Annotated in this window: 13 protein-coding genes; 2 read left to right on the top strand and 11 right to left on the bottom strand. The window is 66.8% G+C overall.

The features are described from left to right. Window positions 1-88: 88 nt before the first annotated feature. Entirely contained in the window at window positions 89-1,027 is a 939-nt protein-coding gene (locus TVH25_RS00660) for a metal-dependent hydrolase (RefSeq protein ID WP_422423123.1), read from the top strand. Beyond that, window positions 1,027-2,193, top strand: coding sequence for a hypothetical protein (locus tag TVH25_RS00655; RefSeq protein ID WP_422423122.1), 1,167 nt, complete (start codon window positions 1,027-1,029; stop codon window positions 2,191-2,193). Before TVH25_RS00660 ends, TVH25_RS00655 begins: the two co-directional genes overlap by 1 nt. On the opposite strand, the gene TVH25_RS00650 is transcribed toward TVH25_RS00655, so the two are convergent. The 11 genes from TVH25_RS00650 to TVH25_RS00600 all read right to left on the bottom strand — a co-directional run bounded on the left by TVH25_RS00650 (window position 2,142) and on the right by TVH25_RS00600 (window position 13,065). Next, window positions 2,142-3,059 (bottom strand): SDR family NAD(P)-dependent oxidoreductase, encoded by a 918-nt coding sequence (locus TVH25_RS00650; protein ID WP_422423121.1) that lies wholly within the window; start codon window positions 3,057-3,059, stop codon window positions 2,142-2,144. The two genes, TVH25_RS00655 and TVH25_RS00650, sit on opposite strands and share 52 nt — an antisense overlap. Beyond that, complete coding sequence (locus TVH25_RS00645; RefSeq protein WP_422423155.1) at window positions 3,056-3,955, bottom strand: LLM class F420-dependent oxidoreductase; 900 nt, start codon at window positions 3,953-3,955, stop codon at window positions 3,056-3,058. The genes TVH25_RS00650 and TVH25_RS00645 overlap by 4 nt, the downstream gene beginning before the upstream one ends. Before the next feature lie 152 nt (window positions 3,956-4,107). Beyond that, window positions 4,108-4,683, bottom strand: a complete 576-nt coding sequence (locus TVH25_RS00640) for a hypothetical protein (RefSeq protein ID WP_422423120.1) — start codon at window positions 4,681-4,683, stop codon at window positions 4,108-4,110. A gap of 1 nt (window position 4,684) precedes the next feature. Then, complete coding sequence (locus TVH25_RS00635; protein WP_422423119.1) at window positions 4,685-5,896, bottom strand: MlaD family protein; 1,212 nt, start codon at window positions 5,894-5,896, stop codon at window positions 4,685-4,687. Continuing rightward, the gene (locus TVH25_RS00630; protein WP_422423118.1) at window positions 5,893-6,948 is read right to left on the bottom strand and encodes an MCE family protein; all 1,056 of its coding nucleotides are present in this window, start codon (window positions 6,946-6,948) and stop codon (window positions 5,893-5,895) included. The genes TVH25_RS00635 and TVH25_RS00630 overlap by 4 nt, the downstream gene beginning before the upstream one ends. Further along, window positions 6,945-8,015: an MCE family protein gene (locus TVH25_RS00625; protein ID WP_422423117.1), complete on the bottom strand. Its 1,071-nt coding sequence runs from the start codon at window positions 8,013-8,015 to the stop codon at window positions 6,945-6,947. Before TVH25_RS00625 ends, TVH25_RS00630 begins: the two co-directional genes overlap by 4 nt. Window positions 8,016-8,056: 41 nt before the next feature. Then, window positions 8,057-9,094, bottom strand: coding sequence for an MCE family protein (locus TVH25_RS00620; protein ID WP_422423116.1), 1,038 nt, complete (start codon window positions 9,092-9,094; stop codon window positions 8,057-8,059). Beyond that, complete coding sequence (locus TVH25_RS00615; RefSeq protein WP_422423115.1) at window positions 9,091-10,113, bottom strand: MCE family protein; 1,023 nt, start codon at window positions 10,111-10,113, stop codon at window positions 9,091-9,093. The genes TVH25_RS00620 and TVH25_RS00615 overlap by 4 nt, the downstream gene beginning before the upstream one ends. Further along, window positions 10,110-11,396 (bottom strand): MCE family protein, encoded by a 1,287-nt coding sequence (locus TVH25_RS00610; protein WP_422423114.1) that lies wholly within the window; start codon window positions 11,394-11,396, stop codon window positions 10,110-10,112. The genes TVH25_RS00615 and TVH25_RS00610 overlap by 4 nt, the downstream gene beginning before the upstream one ends. Next, entirely contained in the window at window positions 11,393-12,256 is an 864-nt protein-coding gene (locus tag TVH25_RS00605) for an MlaE family ABC transporter permease (protein ID WP_169622596.1), read from the bottom strand. Before TVH25_RS00605 ends, TVH25_RS00610 begins: the two co-directional genes overlap by 4 nt. Continuing rightward, the gene (locus TVH25_RS00600; protein ID WP_169622595.1) at window positions 12,256-13,065 is read right to left on the bottom strand and encodes an MlaE family ABC transporter permease; all 810 of its coding nucleotides are present in this window, start codon (window positions 13,063-13,065) and stop codon (window positions 12,256-12,258) included. The genes TVH25_RS00605 and TVH25_RS00600 overlap by 1 nt, the downstream gene beginning before the upstream one ends. Between the last annotated feature and the right edge of the window lie 14 nt (window positions 13,066-13,079).

The following is a 13,079-nucleotide window of genomic DNA, read 5'->3' as shown; positions in this document are numbered from 1 at the left end:
TGTATGGTCACGCCGAACCGAGGCCTCGTCACCCGGGGCCCCACCCGTCCGGCCTCCCGGGGCCGGCATGAGACGAGGTAGCGCCACGATGACGAACCTGCAGGTCCGGAAGATGCGCTTCGCATTCGCGGACTACGACGTGCCGTTCCTGTGGAACGAGGAGAACCCGGCCTTCTCGAGCATGGCCAACGCGGTGTCGTTCCTCGCGATCGGTTTCGAGAAGATGATCGTGAACATGGTCCAGGAGGTCGTGCACCGGATCGAGGACCCGAAGGTGGTCGAGGAAGCCAATGCCTTCATGTACCAGGAAGGTCAGCACTCCACCGCCCACCGGCAACACGTCAAAGGGCTGATCAAGCGGTACCCGGGTCTGCAGGAAACGCTCGACGAGGTCGTCGCTGCGTTCGATCGGCTCACGGCGGAGAAATCCCTCGAGTACCGCCTCGCCTACACGGCGGATCTGGAAGCGACCTTCACTCCGGTGTTCAAGCTGATGCTCGACAACGACTCGCACTTGTTCCGGCCCGGCGACGACCGGGTCGCATCGCTGTTCATCTGGCATTTCGTGGAAGAGGTCGAGCACCGCAGTTCCGCGCTCATCATCTTCGATGCGGTCGTCGGTAGCGACCTCTACCGGATGCGCATGGCACCGTCGGTGTTCAAGCACGTGCTCGACGTCATCGCCATCGCGTGCGACGGCTTCAACAAGCATGTCCCGATCGAGGACCGGAAGATCGACGCCATGTCGATGTTCGCGTCGTACCGGCGTAAGCAGATCCTGCGCAAACGCCTGCCGTTCCTCGACGCGGAGGACCACGGGCCGATGCCGCGGGCGTTCGACGTGCTGCCGTTGCGCGAGCAACTCGTCGCACTTGCGGGTGTCGTGCGCAGCCAGTTGCCCAAGCACAATCCCGATCACGAGAAGCTTCCCGCGCTCGCCGACGTCTGGTTCGAACGGTTCGACGCCGGCTACGACGTCTCGCACTGGTACACCGCCGAGACCGTGTCCGCGCGGGAGGCCGAGTGATGTCGGATCTCTGTTCCCCCACGTTCGAGGATCTCGCAACGCGGCTGGGGTTCTCGTGTGCCGAAGCCGGCGGGCTCTTCGAACTGCGCAGCCCGTTCGCCCTGGAGAACTGGACCCTTCCGGTGCTCGAAGCGACGATCGTGATCGGTGCGCTCCTGGCGCTGATCTACGCGATCGTCCGGCTCCGCCGCACCGGTGATCCCACCAATCTGGTCGTGTGGCTCGGAACGCTCGCGTTCCTGTTCATCATCGAACCGCTGTTGTACTTCCCCGACGCCTTCGGCGTCGAGGAATACGTGGACACGATGTTCGCGCACAACGTGTTCACGGTCGAATTCATGTGGGGGCGTCTGCCCCTGTACATCATCGCGATCTACCCGCTGATGGCGACGATCGCGTTCGAGATCGTCCGGATGCTCGGCGTGTTCCGGCAGTACGGCACCCTCGTCGGCGCCGCGTGCGTCGGTTTCGTCCACCACGCTTTCTACGAGATCTTCGATCATCTCGGCCCCCAGTTGCGGTGGTGGGAGTGGTCGCTCGACAATCCGGTCAACCAGCCGTTCTTCGAGTCGGTTCCGCTGCCGAGCGTGGTCGTCTTCGCCGCCTTGTGGCCGATGTCCCTGGCGTTCTGCGTCCAGTACTTCGTCGGCCGCCACGCCGACGCGGGCCGCACCTTCGGAGGTCTCGAACTGGTCTGGCGGACAGTGGTCGTCGGGCTTCTGGCCGCTCTGGGAACGGTGATCCTCCCGGCACCCGCGACCGTCATCGGGATGGGCAGCACGACGGTCCGCGCGACCATCTACGCCGCCGAACTCGTGCTCGTCTCCGCCGTGGCGATCTATGTGCTCGCACGCCAGTGGCGCCGGTTGCGCACCGTGCAGGGCACGACCGGTTCACCGGCGACGCCGGCGTATTCCAACGACTTCGTCAGGTATTTCAGCATCGTGTACCTGCTGGTGATGGCGGTGTTGTGGGCGAGTGCGCTGCCCGACTACTTCGCGGCCACCGACGGCGTGACCGCCAACGGCGATCCCGTCGGCAGCCTCTGGTACACGGCGGCATGCTTCGTGGCGGCGATACTCGTTGTGGCAGCGACCTTCACGATCCCGCGCAGCTACTCGTCGAGCGTCGACGACGCTCGCGCGAGGACACTCTCCGGCGCATAGTTGGCCCAGCCCGTTCCGGGCCAGTTGAACCACCCCGACGACGCGAGTGTGCCGCCGTCGGGGTGGAGCGTCGTTCCGGTGACGAACGACGACAGACCCGACGCGAGGAACACGACGCAGTTCGACACGTCGTGGACGTGACCGACCCGCCCCATCGGGATCGCGACAGCCGCGCTGCGTGGATCCGTCAGCGCGTGCTCGCCCACGGCGAGTTTGTCGAGGTTAGGCGTCGGAACGAAGTCCGGGGCCACGTTGTTCACCCGGATGCCGTCAGGCGCCACTTCGACGGCAAGGGTGCGGGCGAACTGCTCCACGGCGGCCTTCGCCGCGGAGTACACCGCGAAACCGGGTGCGGCGCGGTGCGCTTCGATGGTCGTGAGGTTGACGATGCTCCCCCCGCGGCCACCACGCTGCATGAGGGGCACCGCCAGGGAACACGCGTGGAACACATGCGAGAGGTTGGTGCGGACGAGCGCGTCCCAGCCCTTGGGGTTGGTGTCGACGAACGGTGACCGGAACGTGCCGCCGACGATGTTCACGAGCGTGTCGAGTCTCCCCCATCGCTCGTCGGCCGCCTCGAACAAGGCCTCGAGCGTCTGCGGATCCCGGACGTCGCCGTGCCGGACGACGGCGTCGACGCCCGCCTCCCGCAGCGACGAATCCAGTGCATCGACCGCGGCACGGTCGATGTCGAGGACGGCGGGACGCACGCCGTTGGCGGCGAGGTCCCGTACGATCGCCTCACCGAGACCGCCCGCGCCTCCGGTGATCACGGCGACGGTGCCGGCGAGCCGGGCCCGCTCCTCGAACCATCCTCCGGCCGAGGCGTTCACGGTGGTGTTCTGCACGGTTGCGGGATCTTTCACGACAGGTACGTGGTGCCGAAGGATTCGAGGAAGTCGACGGTGGCCGACAGTCCCTCGATGCGGCAGGAGACGGTCACCCAGTCCACACCGGCCTTCTCCAGATCCGCGAAGACCTCGCGGTGCCGGTCGGGGTGGACGCCCGCCGAACCGATCTCACCGCTGTACGAGTAGACGACGTCGATGTGGTCGGTGCGGCCAGCGGCGACCGCTGCCTCGCGCACGTCGGCGATCTGGCCCGCCAGCTGATCGACAGGTCCGAGTTCCTGCGTGCGCGCGGTCGCACTGAGCTGGGCGCCGCCGGACATCGGCATCCACCCCTGTGCTCGCTGCGCGACGCGACGGCGGGTCAGTGCCGAGTTGCCGCCGATCCAGATCGGAATCGGATTCTGCACCGGGCGTGGCCTCGCCACGATGTTGTGCGCACTGAAATGACGGCCGTCGTAGCTGAAGGGTTCACCGCTCCAGTGCAGTGGAAGGACATCGAGCGCCTCGTCGAACAGTGCGTTGCGTTCGTCGAAGTCGACGCCGAGGGCATGGAACTCGCTCTTCTGGTAGCCCGTGCCGATTCCGAGCATGAAGCGTCCCCCGGAGATCTTGTCGAGCGATGCCGCTGCCTTGGCGAGCAGGAACGGGTTCCGGTACGGCGCCACCGCGAGGTAGGTGAGCAGACGGAGACGCTCGGTCGCGCCTGCCACGTACCCGAGAGCAACGAACGGGTCGAGAGTCTGATGCCCACCGGCGGAGAGCCAGCGCGCGCCAGGAGCGGGATGCTCGCTGAAGGAGAAGGCGTCGAATCCGGCACGCTCGGCAGCCACCGCGACCTCGCGGACGGGCCCGGGGTCGAGTACATCGCCCTCGGGGCCGTTGATCTCGGGGTAGTGGAAGATGAACCGCATTGTCACCTGTGCGCCTTTCCGGCGAGCCGTCTGCCGTTGCTCCACCCGCGCGTAAACGGGATTCTGGTTTGTGAGAACTTTCCTATCTTCAAAAGATAGTCAGATTGTCTCAGGATGCAACGGCGAGGCTTCGGAGCGGTGGAAGGATCCGGTTACGCGGCGTCGGCGCCGTCGAGCAGCCACCGATCGTCGACGCGCTCGACCGTGACGATGAACCGGGTCGCGTCGGTGCGGCCGTCCGGCACCACCGCATTCGTGACGTCCTGGTCGAGGAAGACGAGCACCGTGGCGGTCTCACCGTCGAAGCTCTCGAGTCCGGCGTGGTCGGCGCGGGCGACGGACGTGCCCTGCCCGTTCTCGACCAGTCCACGCAGATCGCCCGCCACACCTTCGTACTTCGCCGCGAACTCGGCGGTGGAATTCGCGGTGACCGCAGCCAGCGACTCGTCGAAGGTGCGGTAGTCGTACGTGCCCAGCATGACCGCGTACTCCCGCGCCTTCGTCACGGCTTCGGCGCGCAGCGCGGCAACTTCCTCCGCCTGCCACCACCGGAACCCGAGGAATGCCGCTGCGGCGAGAAGCGCAACGATCGACGCGACTACCGCCCATCGTGCGGGCCCGCCCCTCCGGAATGCGCCCCGCGCGTCCGGCGACAGCGCCGGGGTGTCGTCTCCCGTGTCGACGTCCGTCGCGGTCGTGCCTTCCGACGTTTCGGCAGGTTGCGTCATCTCAGTTGCCCAATCCTTCCAACAGCTGCTGCCAGTAGTTGAGTGCTTCCACCCCGGTCGGAATGAGGAGCGGGTCGTCGGCGATGTCCGGGCCGGTCACCGCACCCGGCGTGGTCTGGTTCTGCAAGCCGAGGTCGTTCGGTCTCGGGGCCACCCGCGCGCCGCGCTGAGCATGGCCTTCGCCCGGTGGGCAGTAGAGCGAAAGGTTCGGCTGCCGGGGGCCGTAGTCCGGGATGGTGCGGCGCGGGGTGTCGTAGTAACACACCGGCCCCTGCGTGGCCACGAGCGAGAAGTTGCCCCGGTCACCCACGACAACCCGGTCGAGATCCTTCAAAGCCGCCGGAATCGACACGAGTCCGGCCTCCAACGCCGGGGTCCTTGGTCCCAGCACCTCACCGACCGTCACCAGGTTGGTGAGCAGGACACCGAAGTTGTCCTCGGTCGCCGCGAACAGCGCTTCGACGCGGGACAGGGCCTCCGGCGAGCGGTCGAGCAGATACACGAGAGAGTCCCTGCTGCCCACCAGTTGGTCGGATACGTCGCGCACCGCCCCCACCGTGCCGGGGAACGATTCGGAGTTGGCGGCCAGTGCGTCGACGAGACCGAGTCCCTCGTCCAGCAGCGTCGCGAGGGCCGGCGCCCGTTCCTCCACCATCCGCGACAACGCGTCGGCGTTCTCGAGCAGCGCCTGCAGTTCGGGACCCGTCCCTTCGAGGGCGGTTCCCCAGGTCTCGCCGAGGGTGACCAGAGAATCTGCGTCCAGACTCTCGATCAGCGACGTCATCCGGATCAGCATCTGGTCCAGCCGAAGACTCTGTTCCGCGACCGGTACGAGGATTTCGTCGCCGGCAACGAGGTACGGGCCCTCGTCCGTCTCGGGTTCGATGTCGAGGGTGAGAATGCCGATCGCTGTTGCGGTGGCCACCCGCGCAGTACTGCCGACCGGAATCTGCGTCCCCGGGTCGAGGGAGAGCACCGCGTCTGACCCGCGTCCGCCCGGTGCGACCTCGATGGAGTCGATTTCCCCCACCGCGACACCCCGGTACGTCACGGATGTGCCCGGACCCATCCCCCGCGCGTCGGACAGGTGTGCCCGGATGTCGATCGCCCCGCCGAGACTCTGCGGTCCCAGCACGTACCGGACACCGAAGACCGTCGCGAGGAGGCCGACGATCACGAACAAGGTGACCTGCACTTTCACCGAGCGGTTCACCGGACACCGCCTCGGAGCAGGTCCTGCAATCCCGTCGCGATGTCCGCCTGCGGCAAGGGCACCGCCGGCCCGCCGTCGAGCGGTACCCCTCCGGTCACGAGCAGGTCGATGGCTGCGGGAATGTCGAAGGCGCCGTCGAAGATCAAGTAGTCGCCGGGTGTCGCGCGGCGGAAACCGTCCATGAACCCCGTCATGTTGACGATCGCCGCCTCCACAGTGTTGTTGAAATCCTTGATACCCGAGGTGATGTCGGCGAGGTCGGAGACCGCTCCCCCGATCGTGCCGGAGTCCTGCATCACGGCATCGACCGACGCGGACACCGCCGCGGTACTCGACACGAGCGTCGTCAGATCCTGCTGCTGCTCGGCGAGCAAGGTGACCATGCGCGAGCTGTCGTCGATACTGCGGTCGAGCAATTCCTGTTGCTGCGCAAGACGCCCGGACACCGACTCCACCGCGACGAGAGTGCGCTCGAAGTGCACGCTGTTCTCGTCGGCCAGCGCCATCGTGGAGTCCAGGCGGGTGAGCATGTCGCGGATCTTCTCCCCGCGGTTGCCGAACGCGGCATCGAGTTCCGTGGTGATGGTGCGGAGCTGGTCGAGCCCGCTGCCGTTGACCACCTGACCGAGCATCGCGAAGGTTGCCTCGATGTCCGGACCCACCTCCGTCCGCTCGATCGTGTCGCCGTCGGACAGCGGCTCGGGTGACGGGTCCTCCGGCATGTCGATCTGCACGAAAGGGCTGCCCAGCGCGGACGGAAGTCGCACGGACGCGCCGATATTCGACGGGAGCTCGGCAGACGCCGACATGCTGAGATCCACGTACGCGCGTGTGCCGTCCGTCCGCAGCGTGTGGACACGGCCCACGACGGCCTGCCCGGCACGCACCTCCGCTCCCGGGTCGATCCGGTCGGCGCTCTCGAAGACCGCCGTCACCGTGTACGTCTCGCCGGCTGCGGTCCGGCCGAGCGGGAGTTCGTGCAGGCTGAGACCGCACCCGGACAGCACCGTGATCGACGCCAGTGCCCCGGCCACGCGGAGACGCCCGATCATCGGGTGCCGCCTTCGTTCAGGGCACGGTCGAGTGCTTCGGGTACGAGATCTTCGTAGGGGTCGGAGAGATCGAACGGCACGGTGATGGGGTTGGTGAATCCCGCGCCGGTGCACAGCGGTAACGGTTCCTGCGCACAGAGTTCCTGTGCGCGCGGGAACTGGCCGATCTGCGTGGAGATGTTGAGCCGGATACGTGCCCGGCCGTCGGGTCCGATGGCGTTGTCGATGTTCTGCATGGTCAGAGGCAGTACGTCGAAGATCTCGGCGAGCCCGACCTCGTGGAGCGCAAATGTGTCGGTGAGCGTCTGCGCATTCGACATGATCTGTTCGATGTCGCCGCCGCGGTCGGCGAGCAGGACGTCGAGTCGGTCGAGCACGACGGTGAGTTGATCGACCGGGGCGGCGACGTCGAGATCTGCGCGCTGCAATTCCTCGCCCAGTTCGCCCATCCCCTCGACGAGGGTGGCGAGATCTCCCTCCTTCGAACGGACTGCCCCGAGCGCGACCGCGAGGTCGTCGATCACCCCGCCGATGTCTTCGGATTTGGCGCCGACGACCGAGGTGGCCTGGCTCAAGGCGACGATCGCGCGGTTCATGTCCTCGCCCGTTCCGGCGGTCGCGTCCGCCGCGACCTCGAGGGTCCGGCCGAGTTCGCCTCCCTCGGGGCCGAGCGCACCGGCGAGCATGTCGACGCTTTCGAGCAACTCGTCCCAGTTGATCGGGGCGTGACTGCGTTCGACTGGGATGACGTCGCCGTCCTGCAGGGTGGGGCCGTCCTGATACGCCGGCCCCAGTTCGATGAAGCGGTCGCTGATCACCGCCGGGTTCATGACGAAAGCCGACACGTCGGCAGGAAGAGTGACGTCGGTCGGGACCGTCATCGTGACCTCGACGACGCGCCCCGCCGGCCGCACCTCTTCGACCGTGCCGAGGGGCAGGCCGAGAACGGCCACCTTGCTCCCCGGATAGATGCCGTTCACCGACGCGAACTGTGCGACCACGGTTCTGGTGCGGTCGGGCCCCACGACATACCAGGCACCGGCCGCGCACAGACCCAGGACGGCCACGATCGCGATAACGCGTGTCAGCCACCTTCTTCCCGTCCCGCTCAATTGCACCCCTCCATCACGCCGACGGCGCACAACGCGTTGTCGGGAATCGGTCCGGCAGGGGCGTGCACGTCGACCCAGTTCCCGTTGCCGGACGCATCGGTCGCGGCGCGGAGGCCCGCGGGCAGCGTCGCGAGAATCCGGTCGATATTCGCGGCGTTGGCCGCGAGCGTCGCGGTGACGGATTCCAGATTCACGAGCAGCGCGTCGACCTCGGACGAGTTGTCGGTGAGGAACGCTGCCGTGGTGGCGGCGAGGCCGCGCAGATCCTCGACGAGACGGACCAGGGCCTCCTTGCGCGCGGCGAGGATGTCCACCACCGTCGTGGCATTGCGGACCAGAACCGAGACGTCCTCGCTCTGCGTGGCGACCACCGAGGTGAGCGACTTCGCGGAACGCAGCAACGACGTGATCCGCGCATCGTTGCGCACGATCATCTGCGACGTCGCTTCGACGCCTGCCAGTGCGTCGGTGATGTGCCGGGAGTCGGAGGGCATGGCGTCGGTCAGCGTCTGCATCATCGTTTCGATGGATTCGATATCGAGTCCTTCGCTCACAGCCTGTGCGTCCGTGGTCAATTCGTCGAGGCTGTAGGGCACCGCGGTGCGGGACAACGGAACACGGCCGCCGGTGAGTTCGCCGGCACCCGCGGGTGTCACCGAGAGATAGCGCTTACCCAGGATGGTCTTGAGTTTGATCTCCGCCGTGGTGCGGTCGCCGAGATCCTGTTTCCGGTCGATCCGGAAGTCGACCAGTATGTGGTCGCCTGCCATCTCCAGGCCCTCGACGCGGCCCGCCGGGACACCGGAGACGTAGACCGGGTCGTTGGGAGCGAGCCCCGCCGCGTTGGCGAATTCGGCGGTATACGACTGTGTCCTGACCAGATACGTCAACTGCGGAAGCGCCAGTGCACCGACCATCACGACCGCGACGACGACCATGCCGATCACACCGAGAAGGATCGGATTCGCATTCCGGTCGTGCCGTCCGGAGAAGATCGCCGCGATCGCGTCCCGCGTCTCGCGTGTCGCGCTCATCGGCACACCTCCGAGTAGGCGGTGCCGAGAAGGTTCGTCTCGAAGTCTCCCGACAGGACCGTGAAGTTGCACATGTAGAGGTTGAGCCAGCCGCCGTAGTCGCCGATCCGATTGAGGCTGCCGGCGAGCGCGGGCAGCCCCGCCATCGCCTCGTCGAAGTTGTCGGTCTGCGGAATCCACGCGTCGGTCATCACCCGCAGATCCGTCACCGCGGTATCGAGTGGGGTGACGGCGCCGGACATCAGTGCAGCGGTGGCCCGTACGGCCGAACTACCTCGATCGACGAGTGCCGCGAGTTGCGCCTCGTCGCCGGCGAGTGCCTGGCTCACGACCGCCATCCCGGAGATCAGGGACGAGACCTCCTCGTTGCGCCGGTCGACGACGGTGACGAGTTGCTCGAGATTGGCGATCACCTCGTTGAAAACCTGCTCCTGTTCGACGACGTCCGCGCTCACCGAGGCGATGTGCAGAAGCAGGGATTCGAGTGTTCCGCCTTGCCCCTGGAACGCCTCCACCACGGAGACCGCGAGGGAATTGATGCGGGCGGGATCGATCGCCTCGAACAGTGGCTTGAAGCCGTTGACCAGCGCGGTGAGATCGACCGGCGGGGCGGTCTGCTCGAGGGGGATGGTCGCGTTCTCCTCGAGCACCACCCCTGTCGTGTCGGCGGGCAGGCGCAGCGCGACGTAGCGTACGCCGATCATGTCGCCGTAATTGACTTTCGCGGTGACGTCGGTCGTCAGTTGCCGGCCGGATTCGATGTCGAAGTGCACTCGCGCACGCGAGCTTCCGTCGTCCTGGGGAGCGAACTCCACGCGCGCGACCTTGCCGACACGGACTCCGGCGAGTGTCACGTCGCTGCCGGGAGTGAGCCCCTCGACGTCGGTGAACTCGGCGGAGTACTCGCGGGTGGATCCGACGACGGGCTGGTCGAGGGTGTTCCCCACGACGACAGCGGCGAGCACTCCTACGACGCAGAACGCGCCCAGGCGCAGCATCGGTCCGGTCACGGCACTCACGGGACACTCACCTCCGCTCCACGAACGAACGGCGCGAGCAGCATCGACGCGGCTGCCGACGGACTGTCACCGAACTCCGCCGCGTCGGGCGCGATACCCGCGGCGATCTGCTCGAGGTAGCGGAGCGGTGCGCGTTCGGCCGATGCAGACCGAATCGAGGAGGGGTTCGGCGCAGGCGTCCGGACCGGATCACCGCAGTTCGCGCCGTCCATGCCCGGGTACCTCGGGCAGTCCGCTGCTGTGTACGGCATCGGGTCGGCGAAATCGGGAACTGCGGTGATGTTGAACCGGCCGGTCGAGAACACCCGGGCGCCGGCACCACCGAAGACGGACAGGTAGCGAAGGGTCTCGTCGAGGCCTGTGGTGTTGCCTGCGAACGCGCCCATCACCGGTGCCCCGTTCCGGACCACCGCGATCATGTTGCCGGTGTTGGCGGACAGCACAGCCGCGCCTTCCTGCCCGAGTGACGCGCCCCCGGACAGCAGTCGGCGGATACCGTCCTCCCGGTCCAGCACGACCTGGGACAGTTCGGACGCGTTCTGCATGATGGCGACGACATCGTCGGTGGCTGCGGAGATCGCTTCGTTCACAGTTGCGAGCTGGGGGGCCGCGGCGATACCCGAATCGACGAGCGGGCCGAGATCGGTTGTCAGCGTGGCCATGCGGTCGATCGTCTCCCCCAGGGCTGTTCCCCGACCCTGCAATGCCTGGCTCATGGCGTCGAGCGCGACCGAAAGCTGCTCGGGGCGAAGCTGTTCCATCAACTCGGCGGCCCGGTAGTACAGGTTCGCGAGTTGCACGGACTCCGAGGAGGTATCGACGCTCAGTTCCGCCCCCGGCTCGAGTCGCGGTCCGCGCTCGGGTTCCGCTGGCGGCACCAACTCGAGGAACACGTCGCCGAAGAGCGTGCGCGGCACGACGCGCACCCGTACCGACGGCGGAATCTCGGACATCTGCGCCGCGTCGATCTGCATCGTCAGACGGGAACTGGTGACACCGGCGTCGATTCCGGTGAGGCTTCCCACGTGCACACCCTGGTACTGCACCCCCGCGGAACCGAAGATCAGTCCGGCGTCGGCGGGAAGTGTGGCGGTGATGCGCGGATCCCGTGACAAGGACCCGGCACCGGATGCGACGAGCAAAACCCCGGCGACGACGAGGATCACGGTGGAGACCACACCGATCAGAGCGAGGACCGGGCGGGTCGGACCCGACATCTTGTTCGTCCGGCGTGGGGCGGCGGGCGCGGGCACTGGGCGCGGGACGAGGCGTGCGGACGTCACGAGACTCCCACCCCCGGGATGGTGGGCACGAGACCCCACAGGGCGAAGGTCAGCACGACGTCGGTGATCCCGATGGCCAGGATGCTCGTACGCAACGCCCGCCCTGCGGCACGGCCCACGCCCTCCGGTCCACCTGAGGCGTAGAAGCCGTACGCACAGTGCACGATCGCCACGATCATCGCGAACACGACTGCCTTGATCAGCGAATACCAGAGGTCGGCCGGGGAGAGCGCGAGGTGGAAGTAGTAGTCGTAGGTGCCGGCCGAGTTGCCCTGGAAGTTGACGACGACCAGGCGGGTGGCGACGAACGAGGCGAGCAACCCCACCATGTAGATCGGTACGACGCATACCGCCGCGGCGACGAGACGGGTGCTGGCGAGAAACGGGATCGACCGGACGGCCATCGCGTCGAGCGCGTCGATCTCGTCGGAGATACGCATCGCGCCGAGTTGTGCGGTGAAGCCGGTTCCCACTTTGGCAGCGAGCGCGATGGAGGCGACGACGGGGGCGAGTTCCCGGGTGTTGGCGATCGCGGACAGCATGCCGGACAGGGACGTCATGCCGATCAGCTCGAGTCCTCGCTGCGTTTCGACACCCACCATCATCGCGGCCACCGCGGACATCGCGAACACGATTCCGATCGTGCCGCCCCCGGCGAGCAGCGACGCATATCCGAAACTGACATCGCCGATGTGGTAGAGCACGTGACGGAAGTACCGCCGCAGGGCAATGGGGATTCCGGCGACCGCTTTCCCGGCGAACACAACCTGCCGGCCCATCGATGCGAACCCGTCGACGGTCGCGGCGACCGGGCGATGCGTCATCGAGCGCGCACGGGTGAAGGTGGTGTACGAGATCATCAGTAGGTGCCCACCGCGGGAACGAGCACGGTGTACATCTGGGACAGAACGGTATTGACGACGAACACCATGACGAACGCCAGCACCACACCTTCGTTGACGGCGTCGGCGACACCGCTCGGTCCGCCCTTGGCGTGGAGCCCCTTGAAGGAAGCGATCAGCGCGGACGTGACGCCGAAGCACGCGGACTTGAACATGGCCGTCGCGAAATCCGACAGTCGACCGTATTCGCCGAGGGTTCTCAAGAACGCCCCGCCGGACCCGTCGTTGAGATAGATCTCGTACAGGTAGCACGCGGTGACACCGACCAGCGTGACGAGGGAACAGAGCATGAGCGAGACGAGTACCGAGGCGAGCAGTCGAGGCACCACCAGTCGTTCGACCACGTTGAGTCCCATCACCTCCATCGCCTCGATCTCTTCCCGGATCGTGCGCGACCCCAGGTCTGCACAGATCGCGGAACCGCCGACACCGGCGAGCATGAGAGCGCACACCAGCGCGGCGGCCTGTCCGACCACGACGAACGAGACGATTGCGCCGGAGTAGGCGCCGGCGCCGAGTTGTCCCGCGAGCGAACCGACCGACACCGCGATCAGTACACCGACCGGGAGCATCAGCAGTAGTGCGGGACCGCTGCAGACCTTCGCGATGAACAGCGCCTGGGTAACGGTCTCGCCGAGCGAGAGACGACGGCGGAACAGGACGCGGGCCGTGGCAACCAGGGTTTCGAGAGAGAAGCCGACGAGCGCACCGACCTGGATCGCCAGATCGTGTGCCGGTCCCTTCGGTTTGGGCAGTTCGAACGTCATGTGCCCCCTCTCCT

It is taken from the genome of Rhodococcus sp. 7Tela_A2 (genome assembly GCF_049311045.1).
Classification (GTDB): domain Bacteria; phylum Actinomycetota; class Actinomycetes; order Mycobacteriales; family Mycobacteriaceae; genus Rhodococcus.
This window is presented reverse-complemented; position numbering and strand designations above follow the sequence as displayed.

Coding starts and splice junctions, on each gene's coding strand:
- TVH25_RS00660 (WP_422423123.1), top strand. CDS start 89: ATGACGAACCTGCAGGTCCGGAAGATGCGCTTCGCATTCGCGGACTAC.
- TVH25_RS00655 (WP_422423122.1), top strand. CDS start 1,027: ATGTCGGATCTCTGTTCCCCCACGTTCGAGGATCTCGCAACGCGGCTG.
- TVH25_RS00645 (WP_422423155.1), bottom strand. CDS start 3,955: ATGCGGTTCATCTTCCACTACCCCGAGATCAACGGCCCCGAGGGCGAT.
- TVH25_RS00640 (WP_422423120.1), bottom strand. CDS start 4,683: ATGACGCAACCTGCCGAAACGTCGGAAGGCACGACCGCGACGGACGTC.
- TVH25_RS00630 (WP_422423118.1), bottom strand. CDS start 6,948: ATGATCGGGCGTCTCCGCGTGGCCGGGGCACTGGCGTCGATCACGGTG.
- TVH25_RS00620 (WP_422423116.1), bottom strand. CDS start 9,094: ATGAGCGCGACACGCGAGACGCGGGACGCGATCGCGGCGATCTTCTCC.
- TVH25_RS00605 (WP_169622596.1), bottom strand. CDS start 12,256: ATGATCTCGTACACCACCTTCACCCGTGCGCGCTCGATGACGCATCGC.
- TVH25_RS00600 (WP_169622595.1), bottom strand. CDS start 13,065: ATGACGTTCGAACTGCCCAAACCGAAGGGACCGGCACACGATCTGGCG.